General features: G+C 37.5%; 19 protein-coding genes. 12 read left to right on the plus strand and 7 right to left on the minus strand.

Annotated features, from left to right (window positions below):
- Window positions 1-83: 83 nt before the first annotated feature.
- The 3 genes from FW768_RS04070 to FW768_RS04080 form a co-directional block, all read right to left on the minus strand.
- Window positions 84-581: a hypothetical protein gene (locus FW768_RS04070; RefSeq protein WP_153392732.1), complete on the minus strand. Its 498-nt coding sequence runs from the start codon at window positions 579-581 to the stop codon at window positions 84-86.
- Between the two features lie 143 nt (window positions 582-724).
- Window positions 725-1,390, minus strand: a complete 666-nt coding sequence (locus tag FW768_RS04075) for a porin family protein (protein WP_153392735.1) — start codon at window positions 1,388-1,390, stop codon at window positions 725-727.
- A 220-nt stretch (window positions 1,391-1,610) separates the two neighbouring features.
- Window positions 1,611-2,567, minus strand: coding sequence for a PhoH family protein (locus tag FW768_RS04080; protein ID WP_153392738.1), 957 nt, complete (start codon window positions 2,565-2,567; stop codon window positions 1,611-1,613).
- 137 nt (window positions 2,568-2,704) lie between these two features.
- On the opposite strand from FW768_RS04080, the gene FW768_RS04085 reads away from it, so the two are divergent.
- The 5 genes from FW768_RS04085 to FW768_RS04105 all read left to right on the plus strand — a co-directional run bounded on the left by FW768_RS04085 (window position 2,705) and on the right by FW768_RS04105 (window position 7,052).
- Complete coding sequence (locus FW768_RS04085) at window positions 2,705-3,532, plus strand: SAM hydrolase/SAM-dependent halogenase family protein (protein ID WP_153392741.1); 828 nt, start codon at window positions 2,705-2,707, stop codon at window positions 3,530-3,532.
- A 63-nt stretch (window positions 3,533-3,595) separates the two neighbouring features.
- On the plus strand, window positions 3,596-4,903 hold the full coding sequence (locus FW768_RS04090) for a dihydrolipoamide acetyltransferase family protein (protein ID WP_153392744.1): 1,308 nt from the start codon (window positions 3,596-3,598) through the stop codon (window positions 4,901-4,903).
- A gap of 49 nt (window positions 4,904-4,952) precedes the next feature.
- Window positions 4,953-5,141: a hypothetical protein gene (locus FW768_RS04095; protein WP_153392747.1), complete on the plus strand. Its 189-nt coding sequence runs from the start codon at window positions 4,953-4,955 to the stop codon at window positions 5,139-5,141.
- Complete coding sequence (locus tag FW768_RS04100) at window positions 5,141-5,485, plus strand: hypothetical protein (protein WP_153392750.1); 345 nt, start codon at window positions 5,141-5,143, stop codon at window positions 5,483-5,485. The genes FW768_RS04095 and FW768_RS04100 overlap by 1 nt, the downstream gene beginning before the upstream one ends.
- 205 nt (window positions 5,486-5,690) lie before the next feature.
- Window positions 5,691-7,052, plus strand: a complete 1,362-nt coding sequence (locus tag FW768_RS04105) for a chloride channel protein (RefSeq protein WP_153392753.1) — start codon at window positions 5,691-5,693, stop codon at window positions 7,050-7,052.
- Here the strand turns inward: FW768_RS04105 and FW768_RS04110 are convergent.
- Complete coding sequence (locus tag FW768_RS04110) at window positions 7,043-7,648, minus strand: hypothetical protein (RefSeq protein ID WP_153392756.1); 606 nt, start codon at window positions 7,646-7,648, stop codon at window positions 7,043-7,045. The genes FW768_RS04105 and FW768_RS04110 overlap by 10 nt on opposite strands.
- A gap of 139 nt (window positions 7,649-7,787) precedes the next feature.
- Between FW768_RS04110 and rpsF the strand changes: the two genes are divergently transcribed.
- The 4 genes from rpsF to FW768_RS04130 all read left to right on the plus strand — a co-directional run bounded on the left by rpsF (window position 7,788) and on the right by FW768_RS04130 (window position 10,592).
- On the plus strand, window positions 7,788-8,129 hold the full coding sequence (rpsF, locus tag FW768_RS04115; RefSeq protein ID WP_153392759.1) for a 30S ribosomal protein S6: 342 nt from the start codon (window positions 7,788-7,790) through the stop codon (window positions 8,127-8,129).
- Between the two features lie 31 nt (window positions 8,130-8,160).
- Complete coding sequence (gene rpsR / locus FW768_RS04120) at window positions 8,161-8,463, plus strand: 30S ribosomal protein S18 (protein ID WP_007844708.1); 303 nt, start codon at window positions 8,161-8,163, stop codon at window positions 8,461-8,463.
- 113 nt (window positions 8,464-8,576) lie between these two features.
- A complete protein-coding gene (rplI, locus tag FW768_RS04125) occupies window positions 8,577-9,077 on the plus strand; it encodes a 50S ribosomal protein L9 (protein ID WP_153392761.1) in 501 nt (166 codons plus the stop codon).
- Window positions 9,078-9,230: 153 nt separating this feature from the next.
- Window positions 9,231-10,592, plus strand: coding sequence for an aldehyde dehydrogenase (locus FW768_RS04130; RefSeq protein WP_153392764.1), 1,362 nt, complete (start codon window positions 9,231-9,233; stop codon window positions 10,590-10,592).
- A gap of 34 nt (window positions 10,593-10,626) precedes the next feature.
- Here the strand turns inward: FW768_RS04130 and FW768_RS04135 are convergent, their stop codons facing one another.
- Window positions 10,627-11,199: a thioredoxin family protein gene (locus tag FW768_RS04135; protein ID WP_153392767.1), complete on the minus strand. Its 573-nt coding sequence runs from the start codon at window positions 11,197-11,199 to the stop codon at window positions 10,627-10,629.
- Between the two features lie 80 nt (window positions 11,200-11,279).
- Between FW768_RS04135 and FW768_RS04140 the strand changes: the two genes are divergently transcribed.
- Genes FW768_RS04140 through FW768_RS04150 form a run of 3 tightly spaced genes read left to right on the plus strand, consistent with a single transcriptional unit; the run spans window position 11,280 to window position 13,761 of the window.
- On the plus strand, window positions 11,280-12,164 hold the full coding sequence (locus FW768_RS04140) for a lysophospholipid acyltransferase family protein (RefSeq protein WP_153392769.1): 885 nt from the start codon (window positions 11,280-11,282) through the stop codon (window positions 12,162-12,164).
- Window positions 12,165-12,170: 6 nt separating this feature from the next.
- On the plus strand, window positions 12,171-13,151 hold the full coding sequence (locus FW768_RS04145; protein ID WP_153392772.1) for a glycosyltransferase family 2 protein: 981 nt from the start codon (window positions 12,171-12,173) through the stop codon (window positions 13,149-13,151).
- 55 nt (window positions 13,152-13,206) lie between these two features.
- The gene (locus FW768_RS04150; RefSeq protein ID WP_153392775.1) at window positions 13,207-13,761 is read left to right on the plus strand and encodes a 3'-5' exonuclease; all 555 of its coding nucleotides are present in this window, start codon (window positions 13,207-13,209) and stop codon (window positions 13,759-13,761) included.
- Window positions 13,762-13,820: 59 nt separating this feature from the next.
- Here FW768_RS04150 and apaG read toward each other — a convergent pair whose 3' ends face one another.
- Entirely contained in the window at window positions 13,821-14,210 is a 390-nt protein-coding gene (gene apaG, locus FW768_RS04155) for a Co2+/Mg2+ efflux protein ApaG (protein WP_153392778.1), read from the minus strand.
- Between the two features lie 79 nt (window positions 14,211-14,289).
- Window positions 14,290-15,543 carry a 2-oxoglutarate dehydrogenase complex dihydrolipoyllysine-residue succinyltransferase gene (odhB, locus tag FW768_RS04160; RefSeq protein WP_153392781.1) on the minus strand — a complete coding sequence of 418 codons (1,254 nt, stop codon included), beginning with the start codon at window positions 15,541-15,543 and terminating at the stop codon, window positions 14,290-14,292.
- Window positions 15,544-15,552: the final 9 nt, after the last annotated feature.

A 15,552-nucleotide genomic window follows, 5' to 3' on the forward strand; every position in this document is an offset into this window, starting at 1 on the left:
TTTTGTTAATATTTCTAGCCAATATCATAAAAAAACTCCGGCTTTTAGAGCCGAAGTCTTTCTTATTTGGTTTTTAAGTTTTCTTATTTAAGGAAGAAATTATATCCAATATTTACAGCACCTACGTTCCAGCTGGAAGTATACCATCCATAGTCACGTTTGTTGCTGATAGACTGGTATCCGATGTAAAGTTCACCTTTAGACATCTGGTATCCGAATTTCGGCTGTGCATAGAACCCTCCGTCTACTCCATCTTTGGTAGAAATTCCGTATCCTAAATCTAGTCCAACAAAGATAGGAGCTCCTGAAAACTTATATTTTCCGGAAACTGCTACAGGGATAAATCCGAAATCATCAAAATGATCTTTTCCGAAGAAATGAGAATACCCTGTTGTAACTCCAAGGTCAAGACCTTTTGTAATATTCCACATATAAGCAGCATCTACTCCTAGTGTAAATGAAGAAGCATCGCCGGCATCCCCTACCGGAACTCCGATATGACCACCTAGTTTAAAACCTTCCTGTGCGTGTGCAGCGCCTCCTAAAAACGCAAAAGCACCTAGTAACAATAGTTTTTTCATTTTTAAAATAGTTTTCGATTGATGTCGCAAAATTACTAAATATTTCCATCACTCAGGCAAAATTCATGTATTGAATACCATAACAATAAGAAAAGCAGGAAAATTATCCTGCTTTTCGTTAAATAATTATATGATTTCAGCGATTAATTTCCCCCGAATTTGAATCCCATCCCCACCTGAAGAAAACTGTTCGTTAATTTCGCATCTCCTGAGTTTTTTGCTAAATTAGAAACACCCATATTATATCTTGCATCAAAGAACAATCCATTTTCAAGTGCATATTCTGCACCCAGGAAAGGAGCAATATTCAATGTGTTCATCTGATCCTTAACATCTACTTTATCATTTCCTGATATTTCAAAGCCAGGAATCATTCCTAATCCAAAATCGGTTACGGTTTTCTCTTCTGCTGTAAGAATCAATCCGAAACTGGCTCCTGCAGATACTGAAAAATTCTCTGTAATAAAATATTTTGCAGAAACCGGAACCAATAAAGTTCCTAGCATTCTTTTTGATTTTACGCCGAAAAATGTTCCCGGATCGTCCTGATCTTCTACGTGTCTGTTGATTTTACCCCCAAGTTTTGAATAGAGAACTTCTCCCTGAAGCGCAAACTTGTCACTCAGTTTATGTTCAACCACTCCTCCTACATAGAACGTATGGGAAGGGTCTGTACTTTCAGATTTGTTGTTGTCTTTGAATTTTAAAGTTGAAAGAGAATATCCTGCTTTTACCCCGAATCTTGTTTCCTGAGCACTCATTTTAGCGCCTATCATTGCAATGGCTGCAATCAGTAATAGTTTTTTCATGATTATTTTTTAGTTCGACACAAAACTAGATATTTTTTCCAAATCCGCAAGTATTCATGAAACAAATTAAAATATTTAGAATAATTCCAGTATATATTAATTTTATATGCTCTTCTTTTCATGGCTTAAGATTTCAGACCTTCAATATAAAGAGTGCCGGGAAGTTTATACTCCACGGCACTATCTTATTTTCTTAAAATAATTTTCAGATCACGGAAATTTAATCTCTCAGTCTTTTTTCTTCATCATTATAGGCCAGGATAATCTTTCTCACCACAGGATGTCTTACTACGTCCTCTTCGGTAAGGTGTACAAAGCCTATTTCCTTAACATCTTTCAAGATTCTCATCGCCTCTTTCAATCCAGACTGCTGGTTTTTCGGAAGGTCAATCTGGCTGGGATCTCCGGTAATGATAAACTTAGCATTCATCCCCATTCTCGTAAGAAACATTTTCATCTGGGCATGGGTGGTATTCTGGGCTTCGTCAAGGATTACAAATGCATCATCCAGTGTCCTTCCTCTCATGAAAGCAAGCGGTGCCACTTCAATTACTTTTTTCTCCATAAACCCTTCAAGTTTCTCATGCGGAATCATATCCCGAAGTGCATCGTATAATGGCTGTAAATACGGATCCAGCTTTTCTTTAAGGTCTCCCGGTAAAAATCCAAGGCTCTCCCCTGCTTCTACCGCGGGTCTGGTCAGGATAATTCTTTTCACCTCTTTATCTCTCAAAGCCCTTGCAGCCAATGCTACACTGGTGTATGTTTTTCCGGTTCCGGCGGGTCCAATGGCAAAAACCATATCCTTCTTCTCTGTTTCTTTAACGAGTTTCTTAAGATTGGTTGTTTTCGCCTTAATAATCTTACCATTTACCCCCTTTACAATGATATCCTGGTCAAAAATCAGCTGTTTTTCATTTTCGTCTTTGATATTCAGAATATTTTCAACATCCTTTAGTTCGATGGAATTATGTTTGGAAATAAATTTAACAATATCATTCAGCTTCTGTTTAAGTATGTCTAAAGCTTCCTGATTCCCCATCGCAAAGATAAAATGGTCTCTTCCTGTAATTTTAAGGGTCGGAAAGCTTGATTTTATTAAATTGAAATATTGGTTATTAACACCATAGAAGATCTTTACATCAACATCTTCCAGATCATAGGTTAATTCAAACATGCAGTATTTTTATTTTTAGATTTTAAATTTAACGTTTTTTTTCAAATTTATATGAAATTCTTTTCGATAATCTTTCGGGCTTTCCTTTTATTTTAAATAACTTTGCAGGAAACACTATTTATTCTACTTCACAATCCATGTCAATTATTACCCTTACTTCGGATTTCGGAAACTTAGATTACAGAGTTGCTGCTGTGAAAGGCAAAATTCTGTCTCTAAACCCTGAGGTTAATATTATTGATATAACCCACGATATCCAGGCATTCAACCTTATACAAACCTCTTATATTGTTCGGAATGCTTATAAATATTTCCCTAAAGGAACCATTCATATCCTTTCTGTAGACAGTTTTTATAACAGATCAAGGAAAAACATTCTCTATAAAGCGGACGGCTCTTATTTTCTGGCCGCAGACAATGGGCTTTTAAGTCTTATTTTTTTTGATATAAAACCGGAAGCCATCTATGAGATTACACTGAACAGCCGTTTTGATGACATAGTAGACTTCACCTCTACCGATGTTTTCGTTCCTGCAGCAGTGCATTTAGCCGGCGGCGGACTTCCAGAGGTTATTGGAAGAAAAATAGACACTGCCAAACAGCTTCTTTTCCCTAAACCGGTTTATAACGAGTCGGAAAAGATGATTATTGGTGAGGTAACCTATATTGATAATTTCGGAAATATAATCTCGAATATCAGCAAAGATCTTTTTGAAACCATAAGCAAAGGACATGAAAGTTTTATGATCAAATTCAGGAATTTAACGCTTTCAAGAGTCTTTTCCAGCCACACAGAAGTGGTCTCAGACTGGGACAGGGAAACGGAATTTCACGGCCAGTCGGCAGCGATCTTCAATGACAGCCAGCTGTTGGAACTTACGATCTATAAAGGAAGCAAGAAAAACGGCGCGAAAAGCCTATTTGGACTGAATGTAGGAGAGAATATCTATATTGAATTTTTCTAAAATTATATATTTCATAAAAAAACCGATTTTTTTTATATATTTGTCAAAATCTAAAAATTAAAAATGGCAGAATACAAATTATTGCTTCCGTCAATGGGAGAAGGGGTTATGGAAGCGACGATTATCACTTGGTTATTCAATGAAGGTGATAATGTAAAAGAGGATGACTCCGTAGTAGAAATTGCAACAGATAAGGTAGATTCAGACGTTCCGACACCAGTTTCGGGGAAAATTGTAAAAATCTTAAAGCAAAAAGACGAAGTTGCAAAAGTTGGTGAAGCCATTGCTATTTTAGAAATTGAAGGTGAAGGCGGAAATACAGCTTCAGAAGAAGTAAAAACTGAAACTCCTGCAGCAGCTCCTGATGCCAATACTTTAAAAACCATTGAAGAACCATTAAAAGCAGCTGCTTCAAACGTAGAATTTTCTGGAGACCTTTATCTTTCTCCACTGGTAAAGTCTATCGCACAGCAGGAAAACATTTCTGAAGCAGAACTGAAAACCATCAAAGGAAGTGGTTTAGAAGGAAGAATTACCAAAGAAGATATACTGGCTTATGTAGCCAATAGAGGAAGCCAGCCACAACAGGCTGCACCGGTTCAGCAGACGGTTTCTGCTCCGGCTCCTGTTTCAGCACCAGCTGCAACGATTACTGCGGCTGCGGGTGATGAGATCATTCCAATGGACAGAATGAGAAAGATCATCGCTGAAAACATGGTAAAAGCAAAACAAATTGCTCCGCACGTTACTTCTTTCATTGAAACAGATGTAACCAACGTGGTGAAATGGAGAAATAAAAACAAATCTCTTTTCGAAAAACGTGAAGGTGAAAAACTGACTTTCATGCCGATTTTCGTGAAAGCTGTAGTGAAAGCTATTCAGGATTTCCCAATGATCAATGTTTCCATAAGCGGTGAAAATATCATCAAAAAGAAAAACATCAATATCGGTATGGCTACTGCCCTTCCGGATGGAAACCTTATCGTTCCTGTGATCAAGAATGCTGATCAGCTTTCTCTTTCAGGTCTTGCAAAAGCAATTAACGATTTAGCTTACAGAGCTAGAAACAAGAAATTAAGACCAGAAGATACGCAGGGAGCAACTTATACCATATCCAACGTAGGAAGCTTCGGAAACCTAATGGGAACTCCAATTATTCCTCAGCCTCAGGTTGCTATTTTAGCCATTGGTGCGATCGTTAAGAAGCCTGCAGTTCTTGAAACCGCAGACGGGGATGTAATTGCAATCAGAAACTTAATGTTCATGTCTCATTCTTATGATCACAGAGTAGTAGACGGCTCTCTTGGAGGAATGATGCTGAAGCACGTTCACGATTATCTTGAAAACTGGGATCTTAATACTGAAATCTAAGATTTACAATTCAATAGAATTTAAATAACAATACAAAATCAATAAGAACATGAAAAATACAACTTTAATTGCTATTATCTCACTGATTGTGATCGTTCTTATTGATTTTGTTCAGATTGTCCTAAGCTTTTTCGAGGTCTATTCATTGCCGGTGTTCAGGCTGTTTGGTGTTTTAAACCTTATTGCCTTCGCAGGTCTGCTTCCGTTTTTTATTGCCCTTTATAAAAAGCAGAAATAATGGATCCCGAACTTAAAGAACTTTTTGAACTTAAAGACGAAAAGGAGGAAACAGGCACACCTAAAATTCCAGAACAAAACGTCATTAAACATGTTTTAATCCGTCTTGCCGTTCTTATTGTCGGAACTATTGGTTTTGGAATTGCCATGAGCCAAGAACAAGGTTGGGGCGTAATGGGATATCTGCTGTTTATGATGGCTTTCCACGCAATCTGGGCTATTTTTATGATTATTGAAGCTCTGGTATTGCAGAGCAATAAAAAACTGATCCTCAGAAATACAAATTTTGCTTTAATTGCAGGCCTCTTATTTATTTACGGCTTGTTCTTAGGCTGGTTTAAATGATAAATTAGAAGCTTCTCTTCCCAGGGAAGCTTTTTTATTGTACTTATTTCAACCCTCACACCCATATAAAGTGAAAATTGAACATGTAATTTATTCCCTCCTATTTTTCATCTGTTTCTTAGTTTTTGCCGATTATTTAATCTTGACATTTTTAAATCCCGGATATTTTTCATAATTTTTCACATGTCATTTCTAAACTGCACACATGCTGAAAATTTTTGTTCTGCTTCGCAGGAGCCTTAAAAAATCCTTTGACAATATCCGGAATGAACAGCTTAAGTACAACCTGCTTCAAGCCATTCCCTTTTGGATAGGGTCGGTAATTACAGGTTTTTTTGCAGTGATGTATGCCCAGATATTTGCGTGGGGAGAACATCTTTTAAACTTCATTCTCGACTGGCACGCGTGGATGATTTTCATTATTGCTCCCATTGGTTTTGTTCTTTCATGGTGGCTGGTGAAAGAGTTTGCTCCCAATGCCAAAGGAAGCGGTATTCCACAGGTAATGGCTGCTGTGGAACTGGCCAATCCTAAAGAACATAAAAAGATCAGAAGTCTTTTAAGCATTAAAATCATTGTTTTCAAGATCCTTTCATCGGTGATCCTGGTTATCGGAGGCGGAGCTGTAGGACGTGAAGGTCCCACTATTCAGATTGCAGGCTCGGTATTCAGGAAAGTCAATGAATATCTTCCGGAATGGTGGCCAAAAATTTCCAAGAAAAATATGATTATGACCGGTGCTGCTGCGGGTCTTGCGGCTGCCTTCAATACGCCTCTTGGAGGAATTGTGTTTGCTGTGGAAGAACTCTCAAAAACACATATCAACTACTTTAAAACCGCCTTGTTTACTGCGGTCATCATAGCTGGATTAACTGCTCAGACTTTAGCTGGGTCTTATTTATACCTCGGCTATCCGAAGACCAATGATGTTTCTCTGATGGTAATGTTTCCGATCATTCTTGTGGCGGGAACAGCCGGAATCCTGGCCAGCCAACTCTCTGTGAGTATGCTGAAAATGAATGACTGGAAAAAAAGAAAACTTACTACAGATAAATCCAATGTGATCTTTTTAGTGATCTGTGCCCTGTTTATCGCTTCTATCGCCTATTTTATCAACAGGGAAATCCTGGGTTCCGGAAAAGAAATCATGGAACGGGTACTTTTCACGAAAGATAAGCATGAAGATTGGTATGTTCCCATCCTGAGGATGCTGGGGCCTGCCCTTTCCTTTACATCCGGCGGAGCAGGCGGAATTTTTGCACCGGCACTTACAGCAGGAGCCAGTATAGGATCTGTTATTTCAGGGGCTATTCATTTACCCCCCAATGAAACCAATGTTGTTATTCTTGCCGGAATGGTTGCTTTTCTTACCGGAATTACCCGTGCTCCCTTCACTTCTGCCATCATTGTGCTGGAAATGACAGACAGACATTCGCTTATTTTTCACCTGATGCTCGCAGGAATGGTTTCTTCCATTGCTTCAATTCTGGTGAGCAGACATTCACTGTATGATGTGATCAAGATGAACTTTTTAACGGAAATCAGAAGCCAGAAGGATCAACCCTGATTTTTCTTAAGCATTATCTTTAAATCTTTCATGGCTTCAAGTACTGCTTCAGCGGCTTCATAATCAGTCATTTTAATAACTAACTTATCCAGCTCTGTTTTAGAATTCTTAGTCTTGTAGGTTACAATATTCAGAAAAAAAATATTGTTCTTCCTTTTTGAAATATGATGAAAATCAACCACTCGCCCTAAATCCCATACCTCTCCTTCATTAAGAACTTTACCCTTTTTATTGATTGAATTTATTTTTATCTGATCTCCTTCAAATTCTGCATTTATTTTAAAATCTTCATCGTCACGATCAATACCGAATTCATTAATTTTATTGATGATTAAGGCCTTAGCTTCCTCAGCTGTTTCATATTTCCCAAGAATCTCAGATTTACCGTTCTTATATATTATTTTATAAATCTCCAGCTTTTCAAGAGAACGAACAGGACCTGTTAAATTATCCAACTCTTTATAAGCAATATTCACAGTCCCCACTTCTGTAATTTTTGCTTCGAATTGATCTCCATTCTTTTTGAAAATCTTATCCTGAGAATAACATACGGTACTCATCAATAATAATGGTAAAATATAAACTTCAGTTTTCATAGTGTCATTAATTTCTTGGCCGGCTAATATACAAAACAGCAATCATAAATCCTCAACAAATATTAAGGTTAGTATTGCATATTACAAATATATTTTTTACTTTTGCACCTCGAAATAATTAACAAATTCATTTAACATTATGAACAATTACGAAACTGTTTTCATTTTAACTCCCGTTCTATCTGACGCACAGGTGGAGGAAGCAGTGAAAAAATTTGAAGATCTTTTAAAAGAAAAGAACTGCGAAATCGTTGCTAAAGAAAACTGGGGATTAAAAAAATTAGCTTATCCAATTCAATTAAAAAAGAACGGATTCTACACTTTAATCGAGTTTAAAGGTGAAGGTACTGTAGTTGCTGATCTAGAATTAGCTTTCAAACGTGACGAAAGAGTAATTCGTTACTTAACTACAAAACTTGACAAACACGCTGTTGAGTACGCTGTAACTAGAAGAACTAAAGTAAAAGCAGCTAAAGCTTAATTATTAACCCAATTTTTTAAAAAGACAAGACATGGCAATAGATGAAATGGCTAAACAAGCCTCAGCTGGAGGAGAATCAGAAGTAAAATTCTTAACTCCGCTTGATATCAACACTAAATCTGAAAAGAAATACTGTAGATTCAAAAAATTCGGAATTAAGCACGTAGATTACAAAGATGCTGACTTCTTACTACAGTTTGTAAACGAGCAGGGTAAAATTTTACCAAGAAGATATACTGGAACTTCTCTAAAATATCAAAGAAAAGTTTCTGCTGCTATCAAAAGAGCAAGACACCTTGCTTTAATGCCGTACGTAGCTGACTTATTAAAATAAGACAAAAAATAATAAAGGAAGAGGGCAACCTCTTCTTTTGTTGCTGAATAATACTAATTTAATTCTAACTTGATTTTAGATACCATTCTAAAATCTAAAAAAGGACAACAACAATGGAAATTATCCTAAAAAAAGACGTAGAAAACTTAGGACTTGAGTTTGATACAGTAAACGTAAAGCCAGGTTATGCTAGAAACTTCCTAATCCCTCAAGGATTTGCTCTTTTAGCTACTCCAAAAAACAAGGCTGCTTTAGAAGCTACTCTTGAAGCTAGAAAAGAAGAAGAAGCTAAATTAATCGCTGCTGCAAACGGTGTAGTTGAGCAATTAAAGAAAACTTCTATTACTATTCCTGCAAAAGTAGGTGCTGGTGATAAACTATTCGGTTCTATCAACAATGCTGATCTAGCTGAAGTTTTAGGAAAAGCTGGTGTTTCTGTAGATAAGAAATACATCAAGATTCCTGGTAACACGATCAAAAGAACTGGTAAATTCTCAGCTCTTATCAGACTTCACAGAAATGTTGAGTACAACTATGAGTTTGATATCGTATCTGATGCTCCGGTTGAAGCTCCTGTTCCTAAGAAGGAAGAAGTTAAATCTGAAGAAGCTTAATCAGACGAGAATTTTCTCACCATACAAAACCACTTCAATTTTTGGAGTGGTTTTTTGTTGTTTAGATCTCCCCTCCCATCATTCTTCCTTCCTGTAAAAATACGACATGATATTTTAGGCAAAAAATTTGCTGTATTTCCGGAAATATGATTTATGGAGATTCAGGACGTTATATCCAGCCAAAGAGAGTTTTTTAAAACCCAGCAGACTAAAAGCATTCCGTTCAGGAAAATGTATCTTGAAAAACTGCGGGATGTTATCATAAAAAATGATGGGCTTTTGTACGAAGCAATTGATAGGGACTTTGGTAAATCGAAGTTTGATACCTTAACAACTGAGATTTCTTTTGTACTGAATGATATTGATTATTATCTCAAAAATCTCAACTCGCTTTCAAAACCGAAAAAAGTCAGGACCAATCTAGTCAATCAGATCGGGAAAAGCAGGATTTATCAGGATCCTTTGGGATGTGTTCTGGTGATTGGGGCCTGGAATTATCCTTATCAGCTTTCACTTTCTCCTATGATTGCTGCCATAGCCGCAGGAAACTGCTGCATTCTGAAACCCAGTGAAATTGCGTTCCATACTATGAAAGCAATGGCAAAGGTTATTAATGAAAACTTTCCTTCAGAGTATCTGTATGTGTACGAAGGTGGTATAGAGGAAACTACAGAATTACTGAAATCCAGATTTGACAAAATATTCTTCACCGGAAGCACTAAAGTAGGCAAAATCATCTACAAAGCAGCAGCTGAACATCTGACACCGGTTGTTCTTGAATTAGGCGGAAAATCACCTGTTATCATAACGAAACATGCCAATCTGGAAATAGCAGCCAAAAGAATTGTGTGGGGAAAATTTCTGAATGCCGGACAAACCTGTGTAGCCCCGGATTATTTACTTGTAGAAGAATCTGTAGAAGAGCAATTCATAGAAATGCTCAGGAAATTTATCCGGGAGTTTCAATATGAACCTGATTCACCACAATATACCCGGATTATTAATAGCAGAAATTTTCAGAGACTGATCCGTCTTATTGATTCAGAGAAGGTCTATTTCGGAGGAAATTTCAATGAAGAAAAACTGTATATAGAACCTACTATTCTGCATCCTGTTACCTGGGAAGACTCTATCATGGAGGAAGAGATTTTTGGTCCGATTCTTCCTGTAATCAGCTTTAAAAATTTCAATACAGTCCTCAATACTATTGTAGAAATGGAAAAACCGCTTGCGGCCTATCTTTTTACCAGTAACGCAGAAGAAAAAGGACTGTTCACACGAAAACTCTCTTTTGGAGGTGGCTGCATCAATGATGTAGTGATGCATTTAAGTAATGATCATCTTCCATTTGGGGGAACCGGAGCATCCGGCATCGGAAATTATCACGGGAAATATGGTTTTGAAGCATTTTCACACCAAAAATCCGTTCTGGAAAAAGCAACCTGGGGCGAACCGGATATTAAATATCCGCCGTATTCTGATAAAAAATTGAGTTGGATCAGGAAATTGCTGTAAATAAAAAAACCGGAAAAAATTCCGGTTTATATTTTTAAGACTTGGGAGCCCATTGATAAAAAAACTCTTTTGTTTTCTCCAGGCTGTACCCCTTTCCTTCTTCAAGAACTGAACTGTCCTTCAGTACATGAATTTTTTTCCCATTCTTATCCAGAACAATGAAAAAAGGATAGGCCTGCTTTTCTTTGATATTGATATATTTTGCGAAAACCTTCGGGTTCTCATTATCCGGAGAGTAATTCAGGTGATAATACAGATACTTTTTATCTACTATTTCCTTCAGTTCAGGAGTGGTCTGTATAAAATTATTAAAGCGCAGACACCAGATACACCAGTTTCCTCCCGCCTGGATGATAATATTTTTCCCTTCTTTCTTAGCCTGGGCTATTAATTTATTAAGATCAGCCTGGGCATCAGCTTTCGGATCGTAGGGTTTAGGAAGTTTTGCTTTCTCCTCGCCTGCTTTCTTCTTCGCATCCAGTTCAGCATGGTCAGGCTTTACCAGAAGAGCGTTGTCATGCATTCTGTCTTCCTTCATCTTTTGGGCATCTTGAGAAAAAGCCAGTGTACTCAATCCCAAAAAAGCAATAATTACTAAATTTTTCATAACATAAAAATAAAAAAAATAATACTTATTGCAAGCAAAAATAGAACCATAATTTTATTATCACTAAATTTGCGTGTTTTATGAATTTCTTAATCAAAATATTATTCCTCATTTCCCGACTTCCGCTTAAGGTATTGTATATTTTTTCGGACGTTATGTTTTTCCTAAATTATTATTTTGTAGGATACAGGAAGAAGGTCATTACACAGAATCTACGCAATTCTTTTCCTGATAAATCTGAAGAGGAGATCAGAAAAATAAAAAAAAAATTCTATCGTAATTTCTCAGACTATCTTGTTGAGACCATTAAATCATTCAGTATTTCTGAGACGGAATCAAGAGTCAGAATGCAGCATATCAACCAGGAATTGTTTCATGAAGCTAAAGCAGAAGGTAAAAATATCATTCTTCTTGCAGGACATGTTTTTAACTGGGAATGGATTAATGCGCTGGCCAAAGTTATTCCCCAGAAACACTCTCATCCTGTATATAGAAAGGTAAACAGCGATTTCTGGGAAAATCAGATGAAGAAGGTCCGTAATAAATTCGGGAATGAGGCGCTGGAAGCCAATGAGGTGATCATGAATATCTTCAGATCTAAAAATGACGGTAGTTCAGCGTATATGTTTGTGGCAGACCAAACCCCTCATGTTGCTCATGTTAATTACGGGTTGGATTTCTTAAACCAGAGAACACCTGCTTTTATCGGCTACGATAAACTGGCGACCAGAATGGATCTTGTTTTTATCTACTGTGAAATGAAAAAGGTAAAACGAGGGTATTATCAGGTCAATTATCACAGAATTTATCCGGATGGAGAAAAATTTGTTGAACATGAAGTGGTAAAAAAGTTCCATAAGCTTTTAGAAAATACACTTCATAAGAGACCGGATAATTATCTATGGTCACACAGAAAGTGGAAATACAAGGATTCTATCAAAACATTTGATTCTGAAAAAATATAGTTGCAGATGTCCAAAAAATTAGCAGTTGCCATCCTGAACTGGAACGGCAGAAAATGGCTTGAACAGTTTCTTCCCAATGTCGTCCGATTTTCTCAGGAAGCTGACATTTATGTGATCGATAATCTTTCTACTGATGATTCTATCCCATTTCTGAAGGCTCACTACCCTGAGGTGAAGATCATTAAGAACGATAAGAATTATGGGTTTGCAGGCGGATATAATGCAGGTTTGAAAGAAGTTCAGAACGAATACTACTGTCTCCTTAATTCCGATGTAGAAGTTACTGAAAACTGGATAGATCCGGTGATGAAAGTATTTGAGAAAGATGCTTCCATTGCTGCAGTACAACCTAAAATTCTTTCTTTTAACAATAAGAAATATTTTGAATTTGCCGGAGCTGGTGGTGGTCTTATTGATAATTTAGGATATTCTTACTGCCGCGGGCGCGTTTTTGATGATCTGGAAGAAGATAAGGGCCAATATGATGATGAGACGGAGATCTTCTGGGCATCCGGCTGCTGTCTTTTCATACGTTCCAAAGATTTTTGGGAGCAGGAAGGTTTTGATGCACGATTTTTCGCCCATCAGGAAGAAATTGATCTCTGCTGGAGATTGATCAACTCAGGTAAAAAAATTTTTTATACGGGACAATCCAAAGTATATCATGTAGGCGGAGGAACACTGAATAAACAAAGTGCTCAGAAAACGTATCTCAATATCAGGAACAATCTTTCCATGATGCTGAAAAACTTACCTTTTCCAAGGCTGATCTGGCTGATCTTTTTCAGGCTTTGCCTAGACGGTGTCGCCGGGATCTATTTTGGCTTAAAACAAGGCTTTCCGCATCTTTGGGCTGTTGTAAGGGCACACTTCGGGTTTTACGGGCAGGCAGCCGGAACATGGAAGCTCCGTCAGAAAAACCAGAAAGATGAATTTTACCAGACGAAATGGTTGATTTTCACCCATTTTTTAGGTGGAAAAAAATAGAGGAAAAATTTTCAGATCACTTTAAACTCAAAACATTAAACTCTAAATCAACATAATGGATTTCTGCGCAATAGATTTTGAAACAGCTACCCATGAAAAAAGCTCAGCCTGTGAGATGGGAATCTGTGTGGTTCAGGATTCTAAAATTGTGGAAACCAAAACGTGGCTGATTAAACCTCCAAGTTTTCCTTATTTCAGCCGATTCAACATTGATGTACACGGGATAAACCCCGAGGATGTAAAGGATGCTCCTACTTTTGATGAAATCTGGTATGAAGCGGAAGAGATGATGTACGGAAGCCTGATGATTGCCCACAATGCCGGTTTTGATGCCAATGTATTAAGGGGATGCCTTGAGCATTACGGAATGTTTACTCCCAAGCTGAATTATCTGTGCAGCATACAGCTGGCTAAAAAATCATGGAATTATCTTCCGAAATACGGACTAAAGCCTCTTGCAGAATACCATAATATTCAATTTAATCATCACCGGGCGGGTGCTGACGCCGAGGTATGCGCCAAAATCTCATTACTGGCCTTTGAAAAGCTGTTTCTGACCACTAATGAGGAAGTGAATGATGTAATGAAGGCCAAGATTAAAAAGCTTTAAATCTTCTTTAATCCCAGCCTGCATATCTATTTATATATTGTACTTATTCTGTACAAAAATTAATTGCTTAAAACTTCCGACAACAGGTTAAACTTAGGAATATCAATATCGAATATTTCCTGCGTTTCCATATTTTTAACCTGGTATTTTCCGCTCATACTTCCTACTCCGGAACGGAGCATTACATTGGAGAAATAAGCGAAATTTTCGCCTGCGGAGATCTCAGGGGTTAGCCCGATTACTCCGTCACCTATAATCTCGGTATATCCAAAACCTACGTCAAAGATCAGCCATTTTCTTTTAAGCACCTTAATCGGGAACAATCCGTCATTTTCAATGGTGATCGTATATTTAAAGACATAGCGGTTTTCAGATGGATAACTGTTTTTACTATCATATTCAGGAATTACTGAAACTTTGATATTAGAGGTCACTTTTGAAAACATCATTTTGAGTATTTTCTTAATAAATACAAAAATCTCGCCTTTTTAGGCGAGATTGTAAAGTTATATTATATTTTTAATAAAATTATAATCCAAGGCCTTTTCTTTCGTCACCTCCCATTAATACTCCAACAGGATTGTCGATACCTTCTTTTACCGCAACAAGGAATCCTACAGATTCTTTTCCGTCGATAATTCTGTGGTCATAAGACATCGCAACGTACATCATTGGTCTGATCACTACTTGTCCGTCAACAGCAACCGGTCTCTGGATAATGTTGTGCATACCAAGGATTGCAGATTGAGGAGGGTTGATGATTGGGGTAGACATCATAGATCCGAAAGTACCACCGTTTGTAATGGTGAAAGTACCACCAGTCATTTCGTCAACTGTAATTTTCCCGTCTCTTACTTTTGTAGCAAGATCTTTAATGTTGGCTTCAACCGCACTGAAAGACATGTTTTCTGCATTTCTCAATACAGGAACCATCAATCCTTTAGGACCTGAAACTGCAATTGAAATATCACAGAAATCATAGTTTACTTTGAAATCTCCGTCAATAGATGCATTTACATCCGGGTACATCTGAAGAGCTCTTGTAACTGCTTTAGTGAAGAAAGACATGAAACCAAGTCCTACTCCATGCTTCTGAGCAAATTCTTCTTTATATAGTTTTCTTAATCTGAAGATTTCAGACATGTCAACTTCGTTGAAAGTTGTTAACATCGCTGTTTCATTCTTTACAGAAACTAATCTCTGAGCGATTTTTCTTCTAAGAACAGAAAGTTTTGTTGTTGTTGTAGATCTTGATCCTGTTGCTGTAAGAGGGTTTCCACCTAACGCAGGAACAGCCGCTAATTCAGCATCAGTTTTAGTGATTCTTCCGTCTCTTCCTGTACCTGAAACCTGTCCTGCATCCATTCCTTTTTCATCAAGGATTTTCTTAGCAGCCGGAGATGGAGCTCCTGTAGCATAAGTTTGTGGAGCAGCAACCGGAGCTGCTGGCTTCGGAGCCTCTTGTTTAGCAGGTTCAGCAGCTTTCGGAGCTTCTTCCTGTTTTGGAGCTTCAGCAGCAGGTGCAGCACCTTCTGGTCTTGCAGCATCCATATCAATTAAACAAACTACCTGACCTACTTGTACTACATCACCTTCTTCTGCTTTTAAAGTGATAATACCACTTTGTTCTGCAGGTAATTCCAGGGTTGCTTTATCTGAGTCTACTTCAGCGATAGGTTGATCTTTTTCTACATAATCACCATCTTTTACAAGCCAAGTTGCAATTTCAACTTCTGTAATGGATTCGCCCGGTGAAGGAACTTTCATTTCTAAAACTGACATATTGAGTAT

The organism is Chryseobacterium vaccae (assembly GCF_009602705.1).
GTDB lineage: Bacteria > Bacteroidota > Bacteroidia > Flavobacteriales > Weeksellaceae > Chryseobacterium > Chryseobacterium vaccae.